General features: G+C 67.9%; 17 protein-coding genes. 5 read left to right on the top strand and 12 right to left on the bottom strand.

Features of this window, described 5'->3' with window-relative positions; translation table 11 throughout:
- Positions 1-115: 115 nt before the first annotated feature.
- Positions 116-1,309 carry a glycosyltransferase family 4 protein gene (locus ACP7A5_RS01690; protein WP_426040281.1) on the bottom strand — a complete coding sequence of 398 codons (1,194 nt, stop codon included), beginning with the start codon at positions 1,307-1,309 and terminating at the stop codon, positions 116-118.
- A gap of 1 nt (position 1,310) precedes the next feature.
- The gene (locus ACP7A5_RS01685) at positions 1,311-2,273 is read right to left on the bottom strand and encodes a glucosamine inositolphosphorylceramide transferase family protein (RefSeq protein WP_426040280.1); all 963 of its coding nucleotides are present in this window, start codon (positions 2,271-2,273) and stop codon (positions 1,311-1,313) included.
- A gap of 185 nt (positions 2,274-2,458) precedes the next feature.
- On the opposite strand from ACP7A5_RS01685, the gene ACP7A5_RS01680 reads away from it, so the two are divergent.
- From ACP7A5_RS01680 to ACP7A5_RS01670, 3 genes are all read left to right on the top strand, one after another.
- Positions 2,459-2,983 (top strand): RNA polymerase sigma factor, encoded by a 525-nt coding sequence (locus tag ACP7A5_RS01680; protein ID WP_426040279.1) that lies wholly within the window; start codon positions 2,459-2,461, stop codon positions 2,981-2,983.
- A 109-nt stretch (positions 2,984-3,092) separates the two neighbouring features.
- Positions 3,093-4,052: a FecR family protein gene (locus ACP7A5_RS01675; RefSeq protein ID WP_426040278.1), complete on the top strand. Its 960-nt coding sequence runs from the start codon at positions 3,093-3,095 to the stop codon at positions 4,050-4,052.
- Positions 4,053-4,083: 31 nt separating this feature from the next.
- Positions 4,084-6,498, top strand: a complete 2,415-nt coding sequence (locus ACP7A5_RS01670) for a TonB-dependent receptor domain-containing protein (protein WP_426040277.1) — start codon at positions 4,084-4,086, stop codon at positions 6,496-6,498.
- A gap of 187 nt (positions 6,499-6,685) precedes the next feature.
- Here the strand turns inward: ACP7A5_RS01670 and hutI are convergent, their stop codons facing one another.
- Genes hutI through ACP7A5_RS01655 form a run of 3 tightly spaced genes read right to left on the bottom strand, consistent with a single transcriptional unit; the run spans position 6,686 to position 9,191 of the window.
- Complete coding sequence (gene hutI / locus ACP7A5_RS01665) at positions 6,686-7,891, bottom strand: imidazolonepropionase (RefSeq protein WP_426040276.1); 1,206 nt, start codon at positions 7,889-7,891, stop codon at positions 6,686-6,688.
- Positions 7,888-8,778, bottom strand: coding sequence for an agmatinase family protein (locus ACP7A5_RS01660; protein ID WP_426040275.1), 891 nt, complete (start codon positions 8,776-8,778; stop codon positions 7,888-7,890). Before ACP7A5_RS01660 ends, hutI begins: the two co-directional genes overlap by 4 nt.
- A gap of 2 nt (positions 8,779-8,780) precedes the next feature.
- A complete protein-coding gene (locus ACP7A5_RS01655; protein WP_426040413.1) occupies positions 8,781-9,191 on the bottom strand; it encodes a hypothetical protein in 411 nt (136 codons plus the stop codon).
- On the opposite strand from ACP7A5_RS01655, the gene ACP7A5_RS01650 reads away from it, so the two are divergent.
- The gene (locus tag ACP7A5_RS01650; RefSeq protein ID WP_426040274.1) at positions 9,076-9,411 is read left to right on the top strand and encodes a hypothetical protein; all 336 of its coding nucleotides are present in this window, start codon (positions 9,076-9,078) and stop codon (positions 9,409-9,411) included. The two genes, ACP7A5_RS01655 and ACP7A5_RS01650, sit on opposite strands and share 116 nt — an antisense overlap.
- A 24-nt stretch (positions 9,412-9,435) precedes the next feature.
- Positions 9,436-9,750: a hypothetical protein gene (locus ACP7A5_RS01645; RefSeq protein ID WP_426040273.1), complete on the top strand. Its 315-nt coding sequence runs from the start codon at positions 9,436-9,438 to the stop codon at positions 9,748-9,750.
- Here ACP7A5_RS01645 and ACP7A5_RS01640 read toward each other — a convergent pair.
- Genes ACP7A5_RS01640 through ACP7A5_RS01610 form a run of 7 tightly spaced genes read right to left on the bottom strand, consistent with a single transcriptional unit; the run spans position 9,702 to position 13,961 of the window.
- Entirely contained in the window at positions 9,702-10,301 is a 600-nt protein-coding gene (locus ACP7A5_RS01640) for a response regulator (protein ID WP_426040272.1), read from the bottom strand. The genes ACP7A5_RS01645 and ACP7A5_RS01640 overlap by 49 nt on opposite strands.
- A gap of 4 nt (positions 10,302-10,305) precedes the next feature.
- Positions 10,306-10,647 (bottom strand): hypothetical protein, encoded by a 342-nt coding sequence (locus ACP7A5_RS01635; protein WP_426040271.1) that lies wholly within the window; start codon positions 10,645-10,647, stop codon positions 10,306-10,308.
- A complete protein-coding gene (locus ACP7A5_RS01630) occupies positions 10,647-11,186 on the bottom strand; it encodes a chemotaxis protein CheD (RefSeq protein ID WP_426040406.1) in 540 nt (179 codons plus the stop codon). The genes ACP7A5_RS01635 and ACP7A5_RS01630 overlap by 1 nt, the downstream gene beginning before the upstream one ends.
- Positions 11,186-11,575 carry a response regulator gene (locus tag ACP7A5_RS01625; RefSeq protein ID WP_303693930.1) on the bottom strand — a complete coding sequence of 130 codons (390 nt, stop codon included), beginning with the start codon at positions 11,573-11,575 and terminating at the stop codon, positions 11,186-11,188. The genes ACP7A5_RS01630 and ACP7A5_RS01625 overlap by 1 nt, the downstream gene beginning before the upstream one ends.
- A gap of 9 nt (positions 11,576-11,584) precedes the next feature.
- Complete coding sequence (locus ACP7A5_RS01620) at positions 11,585-12,625, bottom strand: protein-glutamate methylesterase/protein-glutamine glutaminase (RefSeq protein ID WP_426040270.1); 1,041 nt, start codon at positions 12,623-12,625, stop codon at positions 11,585-11,587.
- Positions 12,622-13,506 carry a CheR family methyltransferase gene (locus ACP7A5_RS01615; RefSeq protein ID WP_426040269.1) on the bottom strand — a complete coding sequence of 295 codons (885 nt, stop codon included), beginning with the start codon at positions 13,504-13,506 and terminating at the stop codon, positions 12,622-12,624. The genes ACP7A5_RS01620 and ACP7A5_RS01615 overlap by 4 nt, the downstream gene beginning before the upstream one ends.
- Entirely contained in the window at positions 13,503-13,961 is a 459-nt protein-coding gene (locus ACP7A5_RS01610; protein WP_426040268.1) for a chemotaxis protein CheW, read from the bottom strand. Before ACP7A5_RS01610 ends, ACP7A5_RS01615 begins: the two co-directional genes overlap by 4 nt.
- Position 13,962 lies beyond the last annotated feature (1 nt).

The following is a 13,962-nucleotide window of genomic DNA, read 5'->3' as shown; positions in this document are numbered from 1 at the left end:
AAATGCGGGCCGGATGGACGCGATGTCCAGCCGGCCCGTCGACGATCGCCGCCGTGAGACAACGCCGATCGATCCATCGCACGTTCAGGGACGCCCGATGGAATGGTTGAACGCCTCAGGTCCCCGTCAGGGGGCCCTGAGGCCTTGGCCACGTCCAGGCCCAGCGCGGGGCCGACACCGGCAGAGCCGCCGAGATCATCTGGACGAGCAAATTCTCGCGGACCGTCGGCGCGACGCGCCGGGCCACCAGGGTTTCCCGCAGCGTGTCGAGCTGGGCTGCGCGAACGGCAGGGGTGTGGTTTGCCACGACGAAAGCCTGACCCGCGCGGGCCATCTCGACGCGAGCGACCGGATCGAGGATCAGTCCGCTCAGCGCCTCGACCAGGGCCGGGGCCCACGGGTCTTCGACATATACGGCATGCGGTCCGCTGGCCTCGCGCAGTCCGCCGCGTCCGGACGAAACCAGGGCCGCGCCGGCCGCATGGGCCTCCAGCGCCGCCAGGCCGAGGGCCTCGGCGATCAAGGACGGCGTCACGGCGATGGCGGCGCGGCGCGTCACCGCCCTGACCTGCGAAAGCGATGCCGACCTGTGGATCGCGACCCGGTCGCCGAAACGCTCGAGCGGCTGCAGGCGCGGCTGGGCCCAGTCGGCATGACGATCCCAATCCCCGAGCATCAGGGCCGCTTTCCAGTCGGGGAACCGGTCCAGCACGACTTCAAGCGCCTGACACAGGGGCTCCAGCCCCTTCTCGGCCATGGCGCGGCCGGAGAAGACGATCAGCTTTTCGCGGTCGTCGGGGTCGGCGGTCCAGCCCTTCACGTCGATCGGATTGCAGATCGCCGAGGCCCGATCGGCGAAGCGGGGATAGTCGGCCGCGAACTGCGCCCGCGCGGCCTCGCTGACGAACACCAGGCGGTCGAAGGCAGCCAGGCGCGCGCCATATCGCATCCGGTTGACCAGCCCCCGCGCCGGCTTGATGCGCGTGTGGCGATAGAGGACGTGGACGCAGCCAGGCAGACGGCGCGCCAGGGCGGCCGAGGAGGCGATCTGCTGGTGGTATTCGACATAGTCGGGGTTCAGGGCCTCGATCGCACGGGCGACGACGGCGGCGCGGCGCGACCTGCTCAGACCTTCCGGCACGGCCACGAGGTTGGGCAGGGCGGGATCAGATGCGCCGGCGTCGCAGATGACGTGGGTCTGGTTCTTCAGGCGGCTCGGCTCCAGCAGGGCTCCCGCCACCGTCTCCATGGAGTTCGGCCTGGCGCGGCTCATCTGCGCCCCCCGAGGCATGACGACGGCGACGCGCATTCTAGATCCCCCGTCCGGCGAGCACCGGCGGCGTTGTGGACGTCGTTGCCGACGGAGGCCGGCGCCGTGCGCGCGGTCCGTTGAGCCCGAGCAGGCGGCGGACCTTGTACTGGGTGCGGACCCAGCCCTCGGCGGCCGAGCGCTGGATGCGCTTCACATCGATGAAGGTCGTGTCGCCGCAGCCCGAGAGGGTGTGGAAGCCGTCCGCATAGCCGGTCAGCAGGTCCCCGGCCTCGAACCGGCGGACGACCGAGGCTTCGAAGGCATCAGTCGTCAGGGTTTCGATGCGCAGGAGGGTGATCGCCGCCCCATAGGTCCCGGCGCAGTCCTGGATCGGCAGGTGCAGCGCGCCATTCGCCTCGAACGCCGTCCCGCCAGGCCGCGAGGCGTGGAAGCCGGAGCGCACGGGATTGGCGGGGTGTTGCGTCCAGGGACCGGCAAGAGCGTCGGAGAAGGCGACATGCAGCTCTCGCATCGCCCGGTCCGCCGGACCCGGAAGGGCATGGAACATCCACCACTTGCCGTCATGGCGAACCAAGGTCGCGTCGATGGCCGGCACATCGAGGATCCGGTGCGCCGGTTCCCATTGGTCGGGAAAGCGGACGCAGCGGTAGAGGGTCAGGCCGCCGCTCTTGTACGCCTCCGGCAGCATGTAGAGTTCGCCGCCATCCTCGATCAGCGAAGGGTACGACAGGTGATGCGGCTCAGCCAAGGCAATACCCTCGCCCACCAGGGCGTTGGTCGCGTCATACTGGAAATAGCGGATCTCGCCGCGGCGGCTGCGATAGTCGAAATGCTCGGCGAAGACGGTCAAAACGCCGTCGCGGTCGATCCCGAAAGGGTCGGCGAGATAGGCGAACAGGCCCTGATCCGGCAGCCAGGTCACATCGCGCGCGTCCAGGCCGCCGGCGACAAGGCTGGTCAGCGAGCGTCGGACGAAACCGGATCGCCAAAGGTCGTACATCGAGGCCCCCGCACCGGCCGCCGTCGCGGCCTCAAACGGAAGACGTCGTCGCCGGACCGTCACCTCACAGAAAAATCGCGCAAGTTCTCGGCTTGCCTCATCAAATTCAGCACGGCATTAGTTTTTGACGGTGAACTCAGGCGCGCGAAGTCGTTCCGGAAACCGGACCTGGAGGATTTCGGCCTTTGACCGCGCTGCCAGCGCCCGCGTTGCTGTCGACCTATTTCGAACAGCGAGAGGCTATGCGGCGCTTCTTCCTGGCGCGGCTGGGGCCTGCCGCCGATGTCGAGGACCTGTTGCAGGATCTCTACCTCAAGGTCGTCGGCGTCGATGGGACCTCCGAGGTGCGCGAGCCGCGCGCCTATCTCTATCGGCTGGCATCGAACCTGATGATGGATCGCTGGCGTTCGAACCGTCGCGCAGCCGCCCGCGACGCTGCATGGCGGGACGTCGCCCATGTCTCAGGTCCGACCGAAGACCTGGACGACGCGCCATCGGCCGAAACCGTGGTCGCCGGACGCGAGCGACTGGCCCAGTTGATGACGGCGCTCGACGGGCTGCCGGACAGGACCAGAACCACCTTCCGGTTGCACAAGTTCGACGGCCTCAGCTACGCTGAGGTGGCCCGAAATCTCAATGTCTCGAAGAGCACGGTTGAGAAGCACATGATGGACGCCTTGAAGATTCTGGCCGCGAAGGTTCGACAATGAGGGCGCACGGCGAGCAGAATCCTGCGACCTTTGGTGGAGGTGGCGCCATGGCGGCGCCGTCTAACGGTCAGGCGCCGGTGTCGGCGACGCGAACTCGGCTGGCGCACGCATGACGACCTCGGACATCCATGATCAGGCGCTGAACTGGTTCGTCCGGGTGGGCGACGCCGACGCGCCGGAAGGCGCATGGCTCGAGTTCCAGACCTGGCTGGAAGCCAATCCCGCCCGAGGCGAGGCCTATGGCCGGATCGAACAGATCTGGGTCGCGCTGGAGGCCCATGCCCCCGCCGAAGCCGTCGTCGCCCCGATCGCGGCCAACGACGTCAAGCCCGCCCGCGGCCGCTTCAGCCGCGCCTGGCTGACCCCGTTGCTCGCCACCGCCGCCGCGGCCGTCATGGTCGTGGGTTTCTGGCCGGAAATCAGCGGCGAAGGCCGTTTCAGAACCTACAGCACCGACGGCGCTCCGCGAGAGGTGGTCCTTTCGGATGGGTCGCGCCTGTCGATGAACCGCCATTCCGACCTGCGGGTCCGCATCGGCGCGCGCGATCGCGAGGTCGCCATTGCGGGGGGCGAGGTCGCCTTCGACGTGACGCATGACCCCGCACGCCCGTTCCTGATCGCGGCCGAAGCTCACGAGATTCGCGTTCTGGGCACCGTATTCAACGTGCTGTCCCACGACGGACGGTTCTCGGTCGGCGTCCGGCGCGGCCTCGTCGCGGTGTCCGGGGACGCAATGCCTGAAACTGTCCAGCTGGGCGTGGGCGAGCAGTTGGTCCAGGACGGGTCGGCGGCCGCCGTCGTGTCCAGAATCGATCCTGGCCAGGCGTCCGCCTGGCATGAGGGCGTGCTGGTCTATCGCGAAACTGATCTGGGCACGGTCGGAGAGGATCTGTCGCGTTATCTCAACAAGCCGGTTAGTGTATCAGAGTCCGCCCGGGCGCTCCGGTTCACCGGCGCGCTTCGTATCGGCGACGAGGCTACGATGTTGAGACAGTTGCAGGATTTCGTTCCGATCAGGGCGACCCGAGAGAACGACGGGATCCGCCTGACGGCGCGTGACGGCGCCTGAGCACGCGCGTCGCCGCCCGGCGACCCGATGGATGAGACTGACGCTGCTTCTGGGAGCGGTCGCGATTGAGTCGCCGGCGCTGGCCCAGAGCCGCGCGTCCGAGACCTTCAACCTGAACATACCGCAGCAGCGGGCAGATGAGGCCCTGCTGACCCTGGCGTTGCAGACCCGTCGCTCGCTGGGCGGGGATATTCGCGCCTGCCGCGGCGTGGTGCCCGGCCTTCGGGGCGCTATGTCGGTGGGGGTCGCTCTGGACCGACTGCTGGCAGGATCGGGGTGCGCCGCCTCCGTTCGCGCCGATGGAGCGATCCTGATCCGGAGCGCGCGCCTCCCGCCTCCACCCGCCGGGTCGAGGCCCGTCGCCCCCGCGTCGGAGGCCGTCAACCGCGAGGCGGCGGACACGCAACTGGGCGACATCGTCGTCACCGCGGAACGCCGCCCCGAGACGCCGGAAGAAGTCGCCGCCGCCCTGACTGCCATCGCCGGGCTGCAGCTGGAGCACGGCGGCGTCGCGGACATGATCGGCGTCGCCTCCCTCACCGCCGGGATGACGGTGACCAATCTGGGATCGGGCCGGAACAAGATCCTCCTGCGGGGCATGTCCGACGGCGCCTTCACCGGTCTGACCCAGTCGACGGTCGCCCTGTATCTCAACCAGATCCCGATCACCTACAACGCCCCGGACCCGGACCTGAAACTGGTCGATATCGACCGGATCGAGGTGCTTCGCGGGCCGCAGGGGACGCTCTACGGGACAGGCCCGATCGGCGGGGTAATCCGCACCATCACGCGACAACCTGACACCGAGGCCTTCTATGGCGAGGTGTCGCTGACGCGGTCGGAAACCCGTTCCGGTGGACCGAACAGCGACTATTCGGTGATGGCGAACCTTCCGATCCTCGGTGGGCGGGCGGCGATCCGCGCGGTGGCCTACGAGGAGCAGTATTCCGGGTACATCAACGATGTCGCGCTCAACCTGCCGCAGGTGAACGAGGGCCGTCGCAGCGGCGGCCGGGTCGCCCTCGCCGCTCGCCTGGGACCCGACTGGAATTTCGGCACCGGCCTCGTGCACCAGTCCATCGACACGGAAGACACCCACTATGTGATCCGCGGTCTCGGCAGGTTCCGGCGTGCCAACCTCGTGCGCGAGCCGCACGAGAACGATTTTAACGCCGCCTACGTGACCCTGGACGGACAGGCCGAATGGGGGCGATTAGACGCCTCGATCGGCTATGTGCGGCACGATTTCCGGAGCCGCTTCGACGCGTCCCCGGCGCTGCTCAAGTTCGGCTCACGGCAACTGATCGGCGCGCTCGACGAAGACAAGGACATCGAGCTGCTGACCGGTGAGTTGTCGCTGGCCTCGCCCCAGGACAACGATTTCCGCTGGCTGGCGGGCGCCTTCCTGTCCACCAGCGACACGCGCACCGACACGACGGTGTCCGCCCTGCAACCCGTCCCGGGCGTTGCCTACGCCGAGCGGCGATCGGATCAGCTGGACGAGGTTGCGGTGTTCGGCGAGGTCACCCGGGATCTGACGTCCAGACTGAGCCTGACCGCCGGCGCCCGCTACTATGACGCCTCCTACAGCGTCGGATCGCGGGTGGCCCAGGGCGCCGCGCAGAGGCGGTTCAGTGACGCGGGCCGGGCCAACGGCTTCTCGCCCAAACTGGCCCTCGCCTATCGCCTCGATGACCAATGGAATTTCTACGCCCAGGTCAGCCGGGGACACCGCGTGGGCGGGTTCAACACCGCGGGGCCGGCGGGTCAGAAATTCACCAATGCGGTCGGGATGCCGGGCCGGGAGTACGGGGCGGACAGCCTGTGGAACTACGAGGGCGGAGCCAAGGGGTTTCTCTGGAACGGGACACTGCGGGCCCGCATCGCGGTCTTCATGGCGCACTGGCGGAATATCCAGAGCGACCAATTCCTGCCGAGCGGACTGGCCTATGCGGTCAATGTCGGCGACGGCGCCAACAAAGGGCTGGAGATCGAGACCACCTGGCGGCCGATGTCCGGGCTGGAAATCCGCGCCAACGCCCTGTTCGCCGATCCCGAGATCACCCGGCCGAGCGCGGCGTTCAACTCGCGCGGCGACGCGGGCCTGCCGGGGGTGCCGGAGGTCTCGTCCAACCTCGTGGCTTCCTACCACCGGCCTCTGTGGAACGGTCTGGAGCTGCGGGCGGACGGCCATCTGGCCTATGTCGGAGCGTCGCGCCTGACGTTCGACGCCGAACGCCGTTCACGCATGGGTGACTATATGAGCGGGAGGGTCTCGCTCGGCGTGGAGGCCGCGTCGTGGTCAGCGACGGCCTTTGTCGACAATCCATTCGACACCCAGGCCAACACCTTCGCCTTCGGGGACCCTTTCCGCCTGCCCGAGGGTCTGGCGATGACCCCGCTGCGCCCCCGGACTATCGGCCTGACGCTGAACTGGCGGCCCTAGCTCGTCCCCAGACGAGACGGCGCCGGACCGCTCTGGTCCCGCAACCATGACATCGTTACCGACCTGCGGATCTCCGGCGACAAGAACCAGACGATCGATGAGGACGTGAGCGATATTTTGATCGGTCGGCGCGCCGCAGAGCGCGCTGGACGCCTATGCGGTCTGGAATCCCGCCCATCCGGGCTGATCAAGCCAGGCCGCCGGCCACATAGCGTGAATGCAGGATCGGCTTGCCGAGCCAGTAGCAGAGCTCGGCCGGACGGGTGACGTCCCAGACCGCGAGGTCGGCCGCCTTGCCGACCTCAAGGGTGCCGATCTCGTCAGCGAGACCCAGCGCCTTGGCCGCATGGCGGGTCGCGCCCGCCAGCACTTCCTCCGGCGTGAGACGGAACTGGACGCAGGCCAGGGTGAGCGCGGCGGTCATCGAGGCGAGCGGCGAGGTGCCGGGGTTGCAGTCGGTGGCCACGGCCATCGCCACGCCGTAGAGACGCAGCATCTCGATCGGCGGCGGGGTCGTCTCTCGCAGCATCAGATAGGCGCCGGGCAGCAGGACGGCGACGACGCCGGCCTTGCCCATCGCCCGGACGCCCGCCTCGCTGGAGTGTTCGATGTGGTCGGCGGACAGGGCGCCGTAACGGGCCGCCAGCGCCGCGCCGCCGCCGTCGGACAGCTGGTCGGCGTGGAGCTTGACCGGCAGGCCGAGCGCCTTCGCCTTCTCGAACAGGCGCGAGACCTCGGCGTTGGAGAAGGCGATGGGTTCGCAATAGGCGTCGACCGCGTCGACCAGTTCCTCTGCATGAGCGGCGGGCAGGATCTCGTCGATGGCGAGATCGATATAGGTCGAGCGGTCGGCCCGATGCTCCGGCGGAACGGCGTGGAGACCGAGGTAGGAGGTGCGGACGCGGACGCCGGCCTCGCGCCCGATGCGACGGGCGACGCGCAGCATCTTGAGTTCGGCATCGTGGTCGAGGCCGTAGCCGGACTTGATCTCGACGGTTGTGACGCCGGTCGCCTTGAGCCCCTCCAGCCGGGACAGGGCGGAGGCGTAGAGGTCGTCCTCGGACGCCGCACGGGTCGCGGTCATGGACGAGACGATGCCCCCTCCGGCGCGCGCGATCTCCGCATAGGTGGCGCCGTTGAGACGCTGTTCGAACTCGCCCGAACGGTCGCCGCCGAAGACGAGATGGGTATGGCAGTCGATCAGGCCCGGCGTGACCCAGCGGCCGTCGAGCCGGTGAATTTGCGCGGCATCGTGCGGGGGCTGATCGGCGCGCGGCCCGACCCAGGCAATGCGACCGTCACGGACAAGCAGCGCCGCGTCCTCGATGGCCCCGTAGGGCTCACCACCCTCGACCATAGTGGCGACGTGACAGTCGGTGATGAGGGTGGTCATCGCGTTTCGAACCCGGCCAGCAGTTCGCAGAACCAGCGTCCCGCCGTCAGGGAACCGAGGTCGCCGATGTCCAGCGACGGATCGTATTCGGTCAGGTCCACGGCGCGGACCTTCGGATGGGCGCCAATGACGCGCGTGGCGTCGAAGAAGTCGTGGACCGAAACGCCGCCCGGGCGGGCGCCGGGACTTGCGGGCCACTGGCTGCGGTCGATCACATCAATGTCGAAATCGATGTAGAGGACGTCGCAGAGGGCGGACAGTCGCTCCAGTTCCTCGGCGACGACGGCGACCAGACCGCGCTCGCGGCACTCACGCGCCATGCGGACGCTGATGCCCGCCACCCTGGCCTTCTCATGAGCGCGGCGGGTGTTGGCGAAAGGGGCGAGGCCCACCTGGCTGATGTGTTTTCCGTCCAGGCCGTCGTCGAGCAGGGCCTGGATCGGATTGCCGTTGGTCAGGCCCTGATCCGTATCGCGCAGGTCGAAATGGGCGTCGAGCGTCAGTGCCCCGACGCGGTCAAGACCCAGGCCATGGACGCCCGGTCGGGTAATGGCGTTATTGCCGCCGATGAGGATGGTCAGGCCTCGGTGCGCCTGGGCCTTCACCGCGTCGCGCACAGGGATGAAGGCGTCGGCGGGCGACACCGCCTTCAACGGCACATCGCCTGCGTCGTGCACCCGCAGGCCCAGCTCCCTGCCAGTCTCGACGTCATAGGTGGACAGGCGCGGCAGGACGGCCCGGAACGCTTTCGGACCGAGATCGCAGCGGCCGGGCGTCAGCGACCGTTCGTTCAGCGGCGCGCCGATCAAGGCCACGGGCGCATCCGGATGATCTCCGACCAGATCCGCGACGGAGCGCCAGCCGAGAGCTTCTGACGTATGGCTCATGATCATCCCTTGGTCGGAGAAAAGCGCGCCACCAGATCATAGGCGGCGCCGGGGAAGGTTTGGAAAGCCCAGGTCACGCCGAATAGAGCCGTCTCGGTCGGGACGCAGAAGCCTGGCCGCCACTCGCCCGAGGCGACACGACGCTCGATGTCGCCGGCAATCCGGCGGTGAAGCGGTTCAGGCGTTTGCGGTTCAGGGTTTTGCGGCGCGTGATCCATGCGCCGAACGTGCCGCTTGCCCGAATTAATGTCTAGACATAACACTGGGGACCACGACAGACAGCCTGCTGCAGGCCGCATGGAGGATTCGATGGCCGCCACGCGCAACACCCGTGTCGTCCGTGCCCCTCGCGGGACCGAGATGGCGGCCCGGACCTGGGCCTCTGGGGCGGCGCTGCGGATGCTGATGAACAATCTCGATCCCGAGGCGGCCGAGCGGCCGGAGGACCGAATTCCAGCCCCAAGGCTGACGGAGGGCGCCCTAGCGGCTCTGGTTGATCGAGCGCAGCCCGGCCAGCAAGGTCTCGCTGGTGCGTCCGGCGCGGCATCCGCTCGCCAGGATCAGGCGCAACGCCTGGGTGTGGACCCGGATCGACGGCCAGTGCCTGGTCTCGGCCTGGAGCATCCGGTCTGACACCTCGCACAGACTGTAGGCCGCATGGAAGAGCGGGCCGGTGTCGAAATAGCCCGCCACATCCACGATCGACGATGCCAGGGCGTAGACGGGCGGTCCGGCATCCATGGCCGCCTCGGCGCACAGGGCGTCGAGCGCGTCCAGCGTTGCGACCACGGCGGCCATGGCGTCGTCGCGATGAGTTTCCAGCCTTGCGGTCGCCTGCCGCTCGAGGTCGCGGACCTGGCTGCCGCCCGGATCCTGAAGTTGCCGCGCCAGCGTGCTCTTGATCTTGAACGTCCGGGCTTCGCTCACAGTGCGACCTTCATCGGCTTCATCAACATATCGATAGAGGACTGATCGATGTTCGCCTCGGTGGCGGCGCCAACGTGTTCGGACAGATCGCCGCTACGCCGGCCCGGCATTCCCACCGGCGGACCCAGGCTGCGCACCCGACGATCCGGCCCCACATAGGTGTCGCATTCGACCAGGTTCCGCTCGTCGGCGCCCAGCCACAGGATGCGTTGCAAGAGGACGTTCGGCGTCAGCGGCTTGGTGACGACGAAGCTCGCCCCGCAGTCGCGCCCCTTCTGCACCTTCGACTGGGCGGCGTGTCCGGTCAGCAGGATCACCGGCGTGTAGCGTATCGATGGGTTGGTCTCGCGCCGCAGCCAGCGCGTGAAGTCATAGCCGTCCATCTCCGGCATCGAACAGTCGATCAGGGCCAGATCGACGTCGCGCGTCTCAATGATCGACACGGCCTCGGGCGTGGACCCGCACTTGATCTGCTGCTTGACCCCGAAGCCGTGGAAGATCGAGCTCAGCATATCGAGCGAATTCTGATTGTGATCGACCAGGAGCACTTTCGAGCGCGCCAGGTTGACCCGGTCCGGGGTGGAAGGACGCGCCATGGCTTCAGTCGAACAGGGTCAGTTCGCCGGATGGCGCGGACATCGAGGGACGGATACCGGGGTCACCGACGAGACGGTCGTAGAGGTCCGAAAGGGTCAGGGCGTGCAGGGCAGTGGCCAGAGGCGCGCCGGCGCCCAGGGCGGCGGCCAGACCACTGAGTCCGTCGAGGCGCTGGATCAGGAGGTCGAAGTCCTGGACGCTGGACATGGCCTCGGCGCGGCGCTCGGCCGGGCAGTCCGTCATCAGCTCGGACGTCAGGTCCGCGAGGTCTTCGAGACGCTCGCGGATTTCCGCCAGTTCGTTGGAGACGGCGACCAGCAGGTCGCGGCTTTTAGGCTGGGACATCAGAACAGCTCCACGGCGCCGGTGGCGACCGGTTCGATGCGGGGGCGCGCCTGGACCGGCACATGGCCGTCCGTGACCGCGCGTTGCAGGGCCCGCCCGGTGGCGGGCCAGTAGTGAAGGCGGCGACCGCCCGGGCCGCGCAGGCTGCCGCCGACGACGGGAATGCCTTCGTCGCGCAGGAAGCGTTCGGCGAAGTCGGCGTTCTGCAGCCCGACGTCGCGCAGACTGTCGAACATCCGGCCGCCGCCGAACAGCTTGGCCTCCAGCCGGTCGCGACGCGCCCCGGCCTTCATCACATCGTTGATCAGCAGTTCCATCGCATAGGCGCCGTAGCGGCGGCCTGCGTCAGTGCCCGCCCCCGCGCCTTCCGGCAGCAGGAAGTGGTTCATGCCGCCGACGCCGGTATCGGGGTCGCGCAAACACATGGCAACGCAGCTGCCCAGGATGGTGGTCAGCATCACGTTCCGGTCGGACGTCACATGGTGCTCGCCCTGGCCCACGTGGATTCGCTGTTCGGTCGCCAGGGCGTCGGCGGACATCATGTCAGGGGCCCGAACACGCCTTCCAGCTTCTCTTTCAGCTGGGCGACGGTGAAGGGTTTGACCAGGTAGTTGTTGACCCCGAACTGAACGGCGCGCTGGACCAGTTCCTTGTCGGCCCGGCCGGTCAGCATGATGAAGGCGGCGCCCTGGGTCGGCGGGTGAGAGCGCACGGCGCGCAACAGGCCCAGCCCGTCTAGCTTGGGCATGTTGAAGTCGGAAATCACCAGGTGCGCGGGTTTGGTGATCATCTCGCGCAGGCCGGCTTCGCCGTCGGGCGCCTCGCGGAACTCACGAAAACCGATCTGTTGCAGGCTGTTGCGGATGAGGCTGCGCATCGACATCTGGTCGTCGACGATGAGGACATGAATGGCGGAAGCGGCGGGCATCAAAAATCCTCAGGCGATTGTCTGTGCGCGGGACGAGGCGCACAGATCGAGAATGGCGGATGAAAGACGGTTGAGCGGGAGCTGGCGTTCGACGGCGCTGATCTCGTGGGCGATGCGCGGCATGCCGTAGACGACGCAGCTGGCCTCATCCTGACCCAGGGTGTGGGCGCCGGCGTTGCGCATCTCGAGCAGACCTTGCGCGCCGTCGCGGCCCATGCCGGTCAGGATGACGCCGGTCATAGGTTTGCGCAGGCGGGCGATCGATCGGAACAGGACGTCGACCGACGGGCGGTGGCCGCTGACCGTGTCGCCCTGGCTCAGGCGGCAACGCGGCGTCGCGCCCGAAACCTCGAGATGGGCGACGCCGCCCGGGGCCAGATAGACGTGACCGGGCATCAGGGTCGCGCCGTCGACGGCCTCGCTGACCGTGGCGGCGGACATCTTGTCGAGGCGGGCGGCGAAACTGGGCGTGAAGGTCGCAGGCATGTGCTGGGTGATCACCGTCGCCGGGCAGTTGGCCGGGAAGGCGGACACGATGGTGATCAGGGCTTCCACGCCGCCGGTCGAGGCGCCGATGGCCAGGATATGGTCGGCGCCCGGGCGGTAATCGGTGCGCGGACGCGGCGCTTCGACGGCCTCGCGGGCCCGGACGCGGGAGCGGGCGGCGGTCTTCACCTTCAGGGTCAGTTCAGCGAAGGCCTCGACGGCGGTAACGCCGGCGCCGGGTTTGCCGACCGCATCGATCGCGCCCATCTCCAGCGCTCTGAGGGTGACCTCGGCGCCGGCCTGGGTCAGGGTCGAGACCATGACCACGGGCATGGGGCGCAGGCGCATGATCTTCTCGAGGAACTCCAGCCCGTTCATGTTGGGCATCTCGACGTCGAGCGTGATGACGTCGGGGTTCAGGTCCTTGATCAGGGCGCGGGCTTCCAGCGGATCGGCGGCCGAGCCGATGACCTCGATCTCAGGATCGCGACGCAGGGCGGCCGTGATCAGGCCGCGCATCGTGGGCGAGTCGTCGACGACCAGAACACGGATGGGCGCACTCATGGCGCCAGCCTGTAGGTTGTGAGGCCGGCGGGGGTCAGCTGGTTGACGGCGGACCCGCTGACCCGTTCCGAATGACCGATGTAGAGGGTGGCGCCGGGCGTCATCAACGGGGTGAACCGCTTCCACACCCGCTCCTGGGTCGCGTCGTCGAAATAGATCACCACGTTGCGGCAGAAGATGACGTCGAACTTGTGCCGCATGGGCCAGTTGCCGATCAGGTTCAACTCACGGAACGAGACGAGCTCGCGCAACGCGGCATTGGCCGACAGCATGTCGCGGCCCTGGGCCGGCGCCTTCTCGAAGAAGCGGTTGCGCAGCATCGGCGGCGCGGCGTCAAGATGTTCGGCGGAATAGACGCCGGCGATGCCCTCGGCGACCATGTTCGGATCGATGTCGGTGGCCAGGATGCGGAAGTCGAGATCGTTGGCTTCCGGCAGGACCGCCAGCGCGGTCATGGCCATGGAATAGGGCTCCTGCCCGTTCGAACAGGCGGCCGACCACAGGCGGACCCGCTCGCCCCGACGGGCGCGCTCGGCCAGACCGGGCATGACCTGGTCGCGCAGGTGTTCGAAATGGTGGGGCTCGCGGAAGAAGCGGGTGACGTTGGTCGTCAGGGCGGCCGTCATCAACTGGCGCTCGTCCACGCCGTCCACGCCCTGCACCAGTTCGCAGTAGTCGCGGAAGCTGCGCAGACCCAGGGTCCGCAGCCGCTTGGCGAGGCGCGAATAGACCAACGCGGCCTTGCCGTCGTTCAGGGCGATACCGGCATAGCTGTGCAGGATTTCGGCGATGTGGCGGAAGTCCTCGGCGGTGAAGACGAACTCGCCTTCGACCAGGGATTCACGCCCGGCGGCCCTTCGTGATCCTGAATCCGACGTCATGCGGCTTCGGCTTCGACTTCTGGAACGATCCGGTCGAGCTCGATCAGGCTGATCAGGCGGCCCTCGAGGGCGAACAGGCCTTTGACGAAGGACTTCACCTGTTCGCTGGCGACATCCGGCGTCGGCTGCAGCGCTTCGTCGATCAGCTGGATAATGTCCGACACGGCGTCGACCAGCAGGCCGACCATCCGGCCGCCGATATGGGCCACCATGATGACGTGGCGCTCGGACGGTTCTGAAGTGCGCAGGCCGAAGCGGGCGCCGAGGTCGATGATCGGCAGGACGGCGCCGCGAAGGTTGATGACGCCCTTCATGAAGCCGGGCGCGCGGGGAAGCGGCGTCGCCGGGGTCCAGCCGCGGATCTCCCGCACGGACATGATGTCCACGCAGAACTCCTGCTCTCCGATGCGGAAGGCGATCAGCTCACGGGCGGCTGCGTTGATGGCTTCGGTCATG

The sequence above is a fragment of the Brevundimonas sp. TWP2-3-4b1 genome, assembly GCF_049897665.1.
In the GTDB taxonomy this organism is placed as follows: Bacteria; Pseudomonadota; Alphaproteobacteria; order Caulobacterales; family Caulobacteraceae; genus Brevundimonas; species Brevundimonas subvibrioides_B.
The sequence above is the reverse complement of the archived record's forward strand: the minus strand, read 5'-3'. Positions and strand labels throughout refer to the sequence as shown.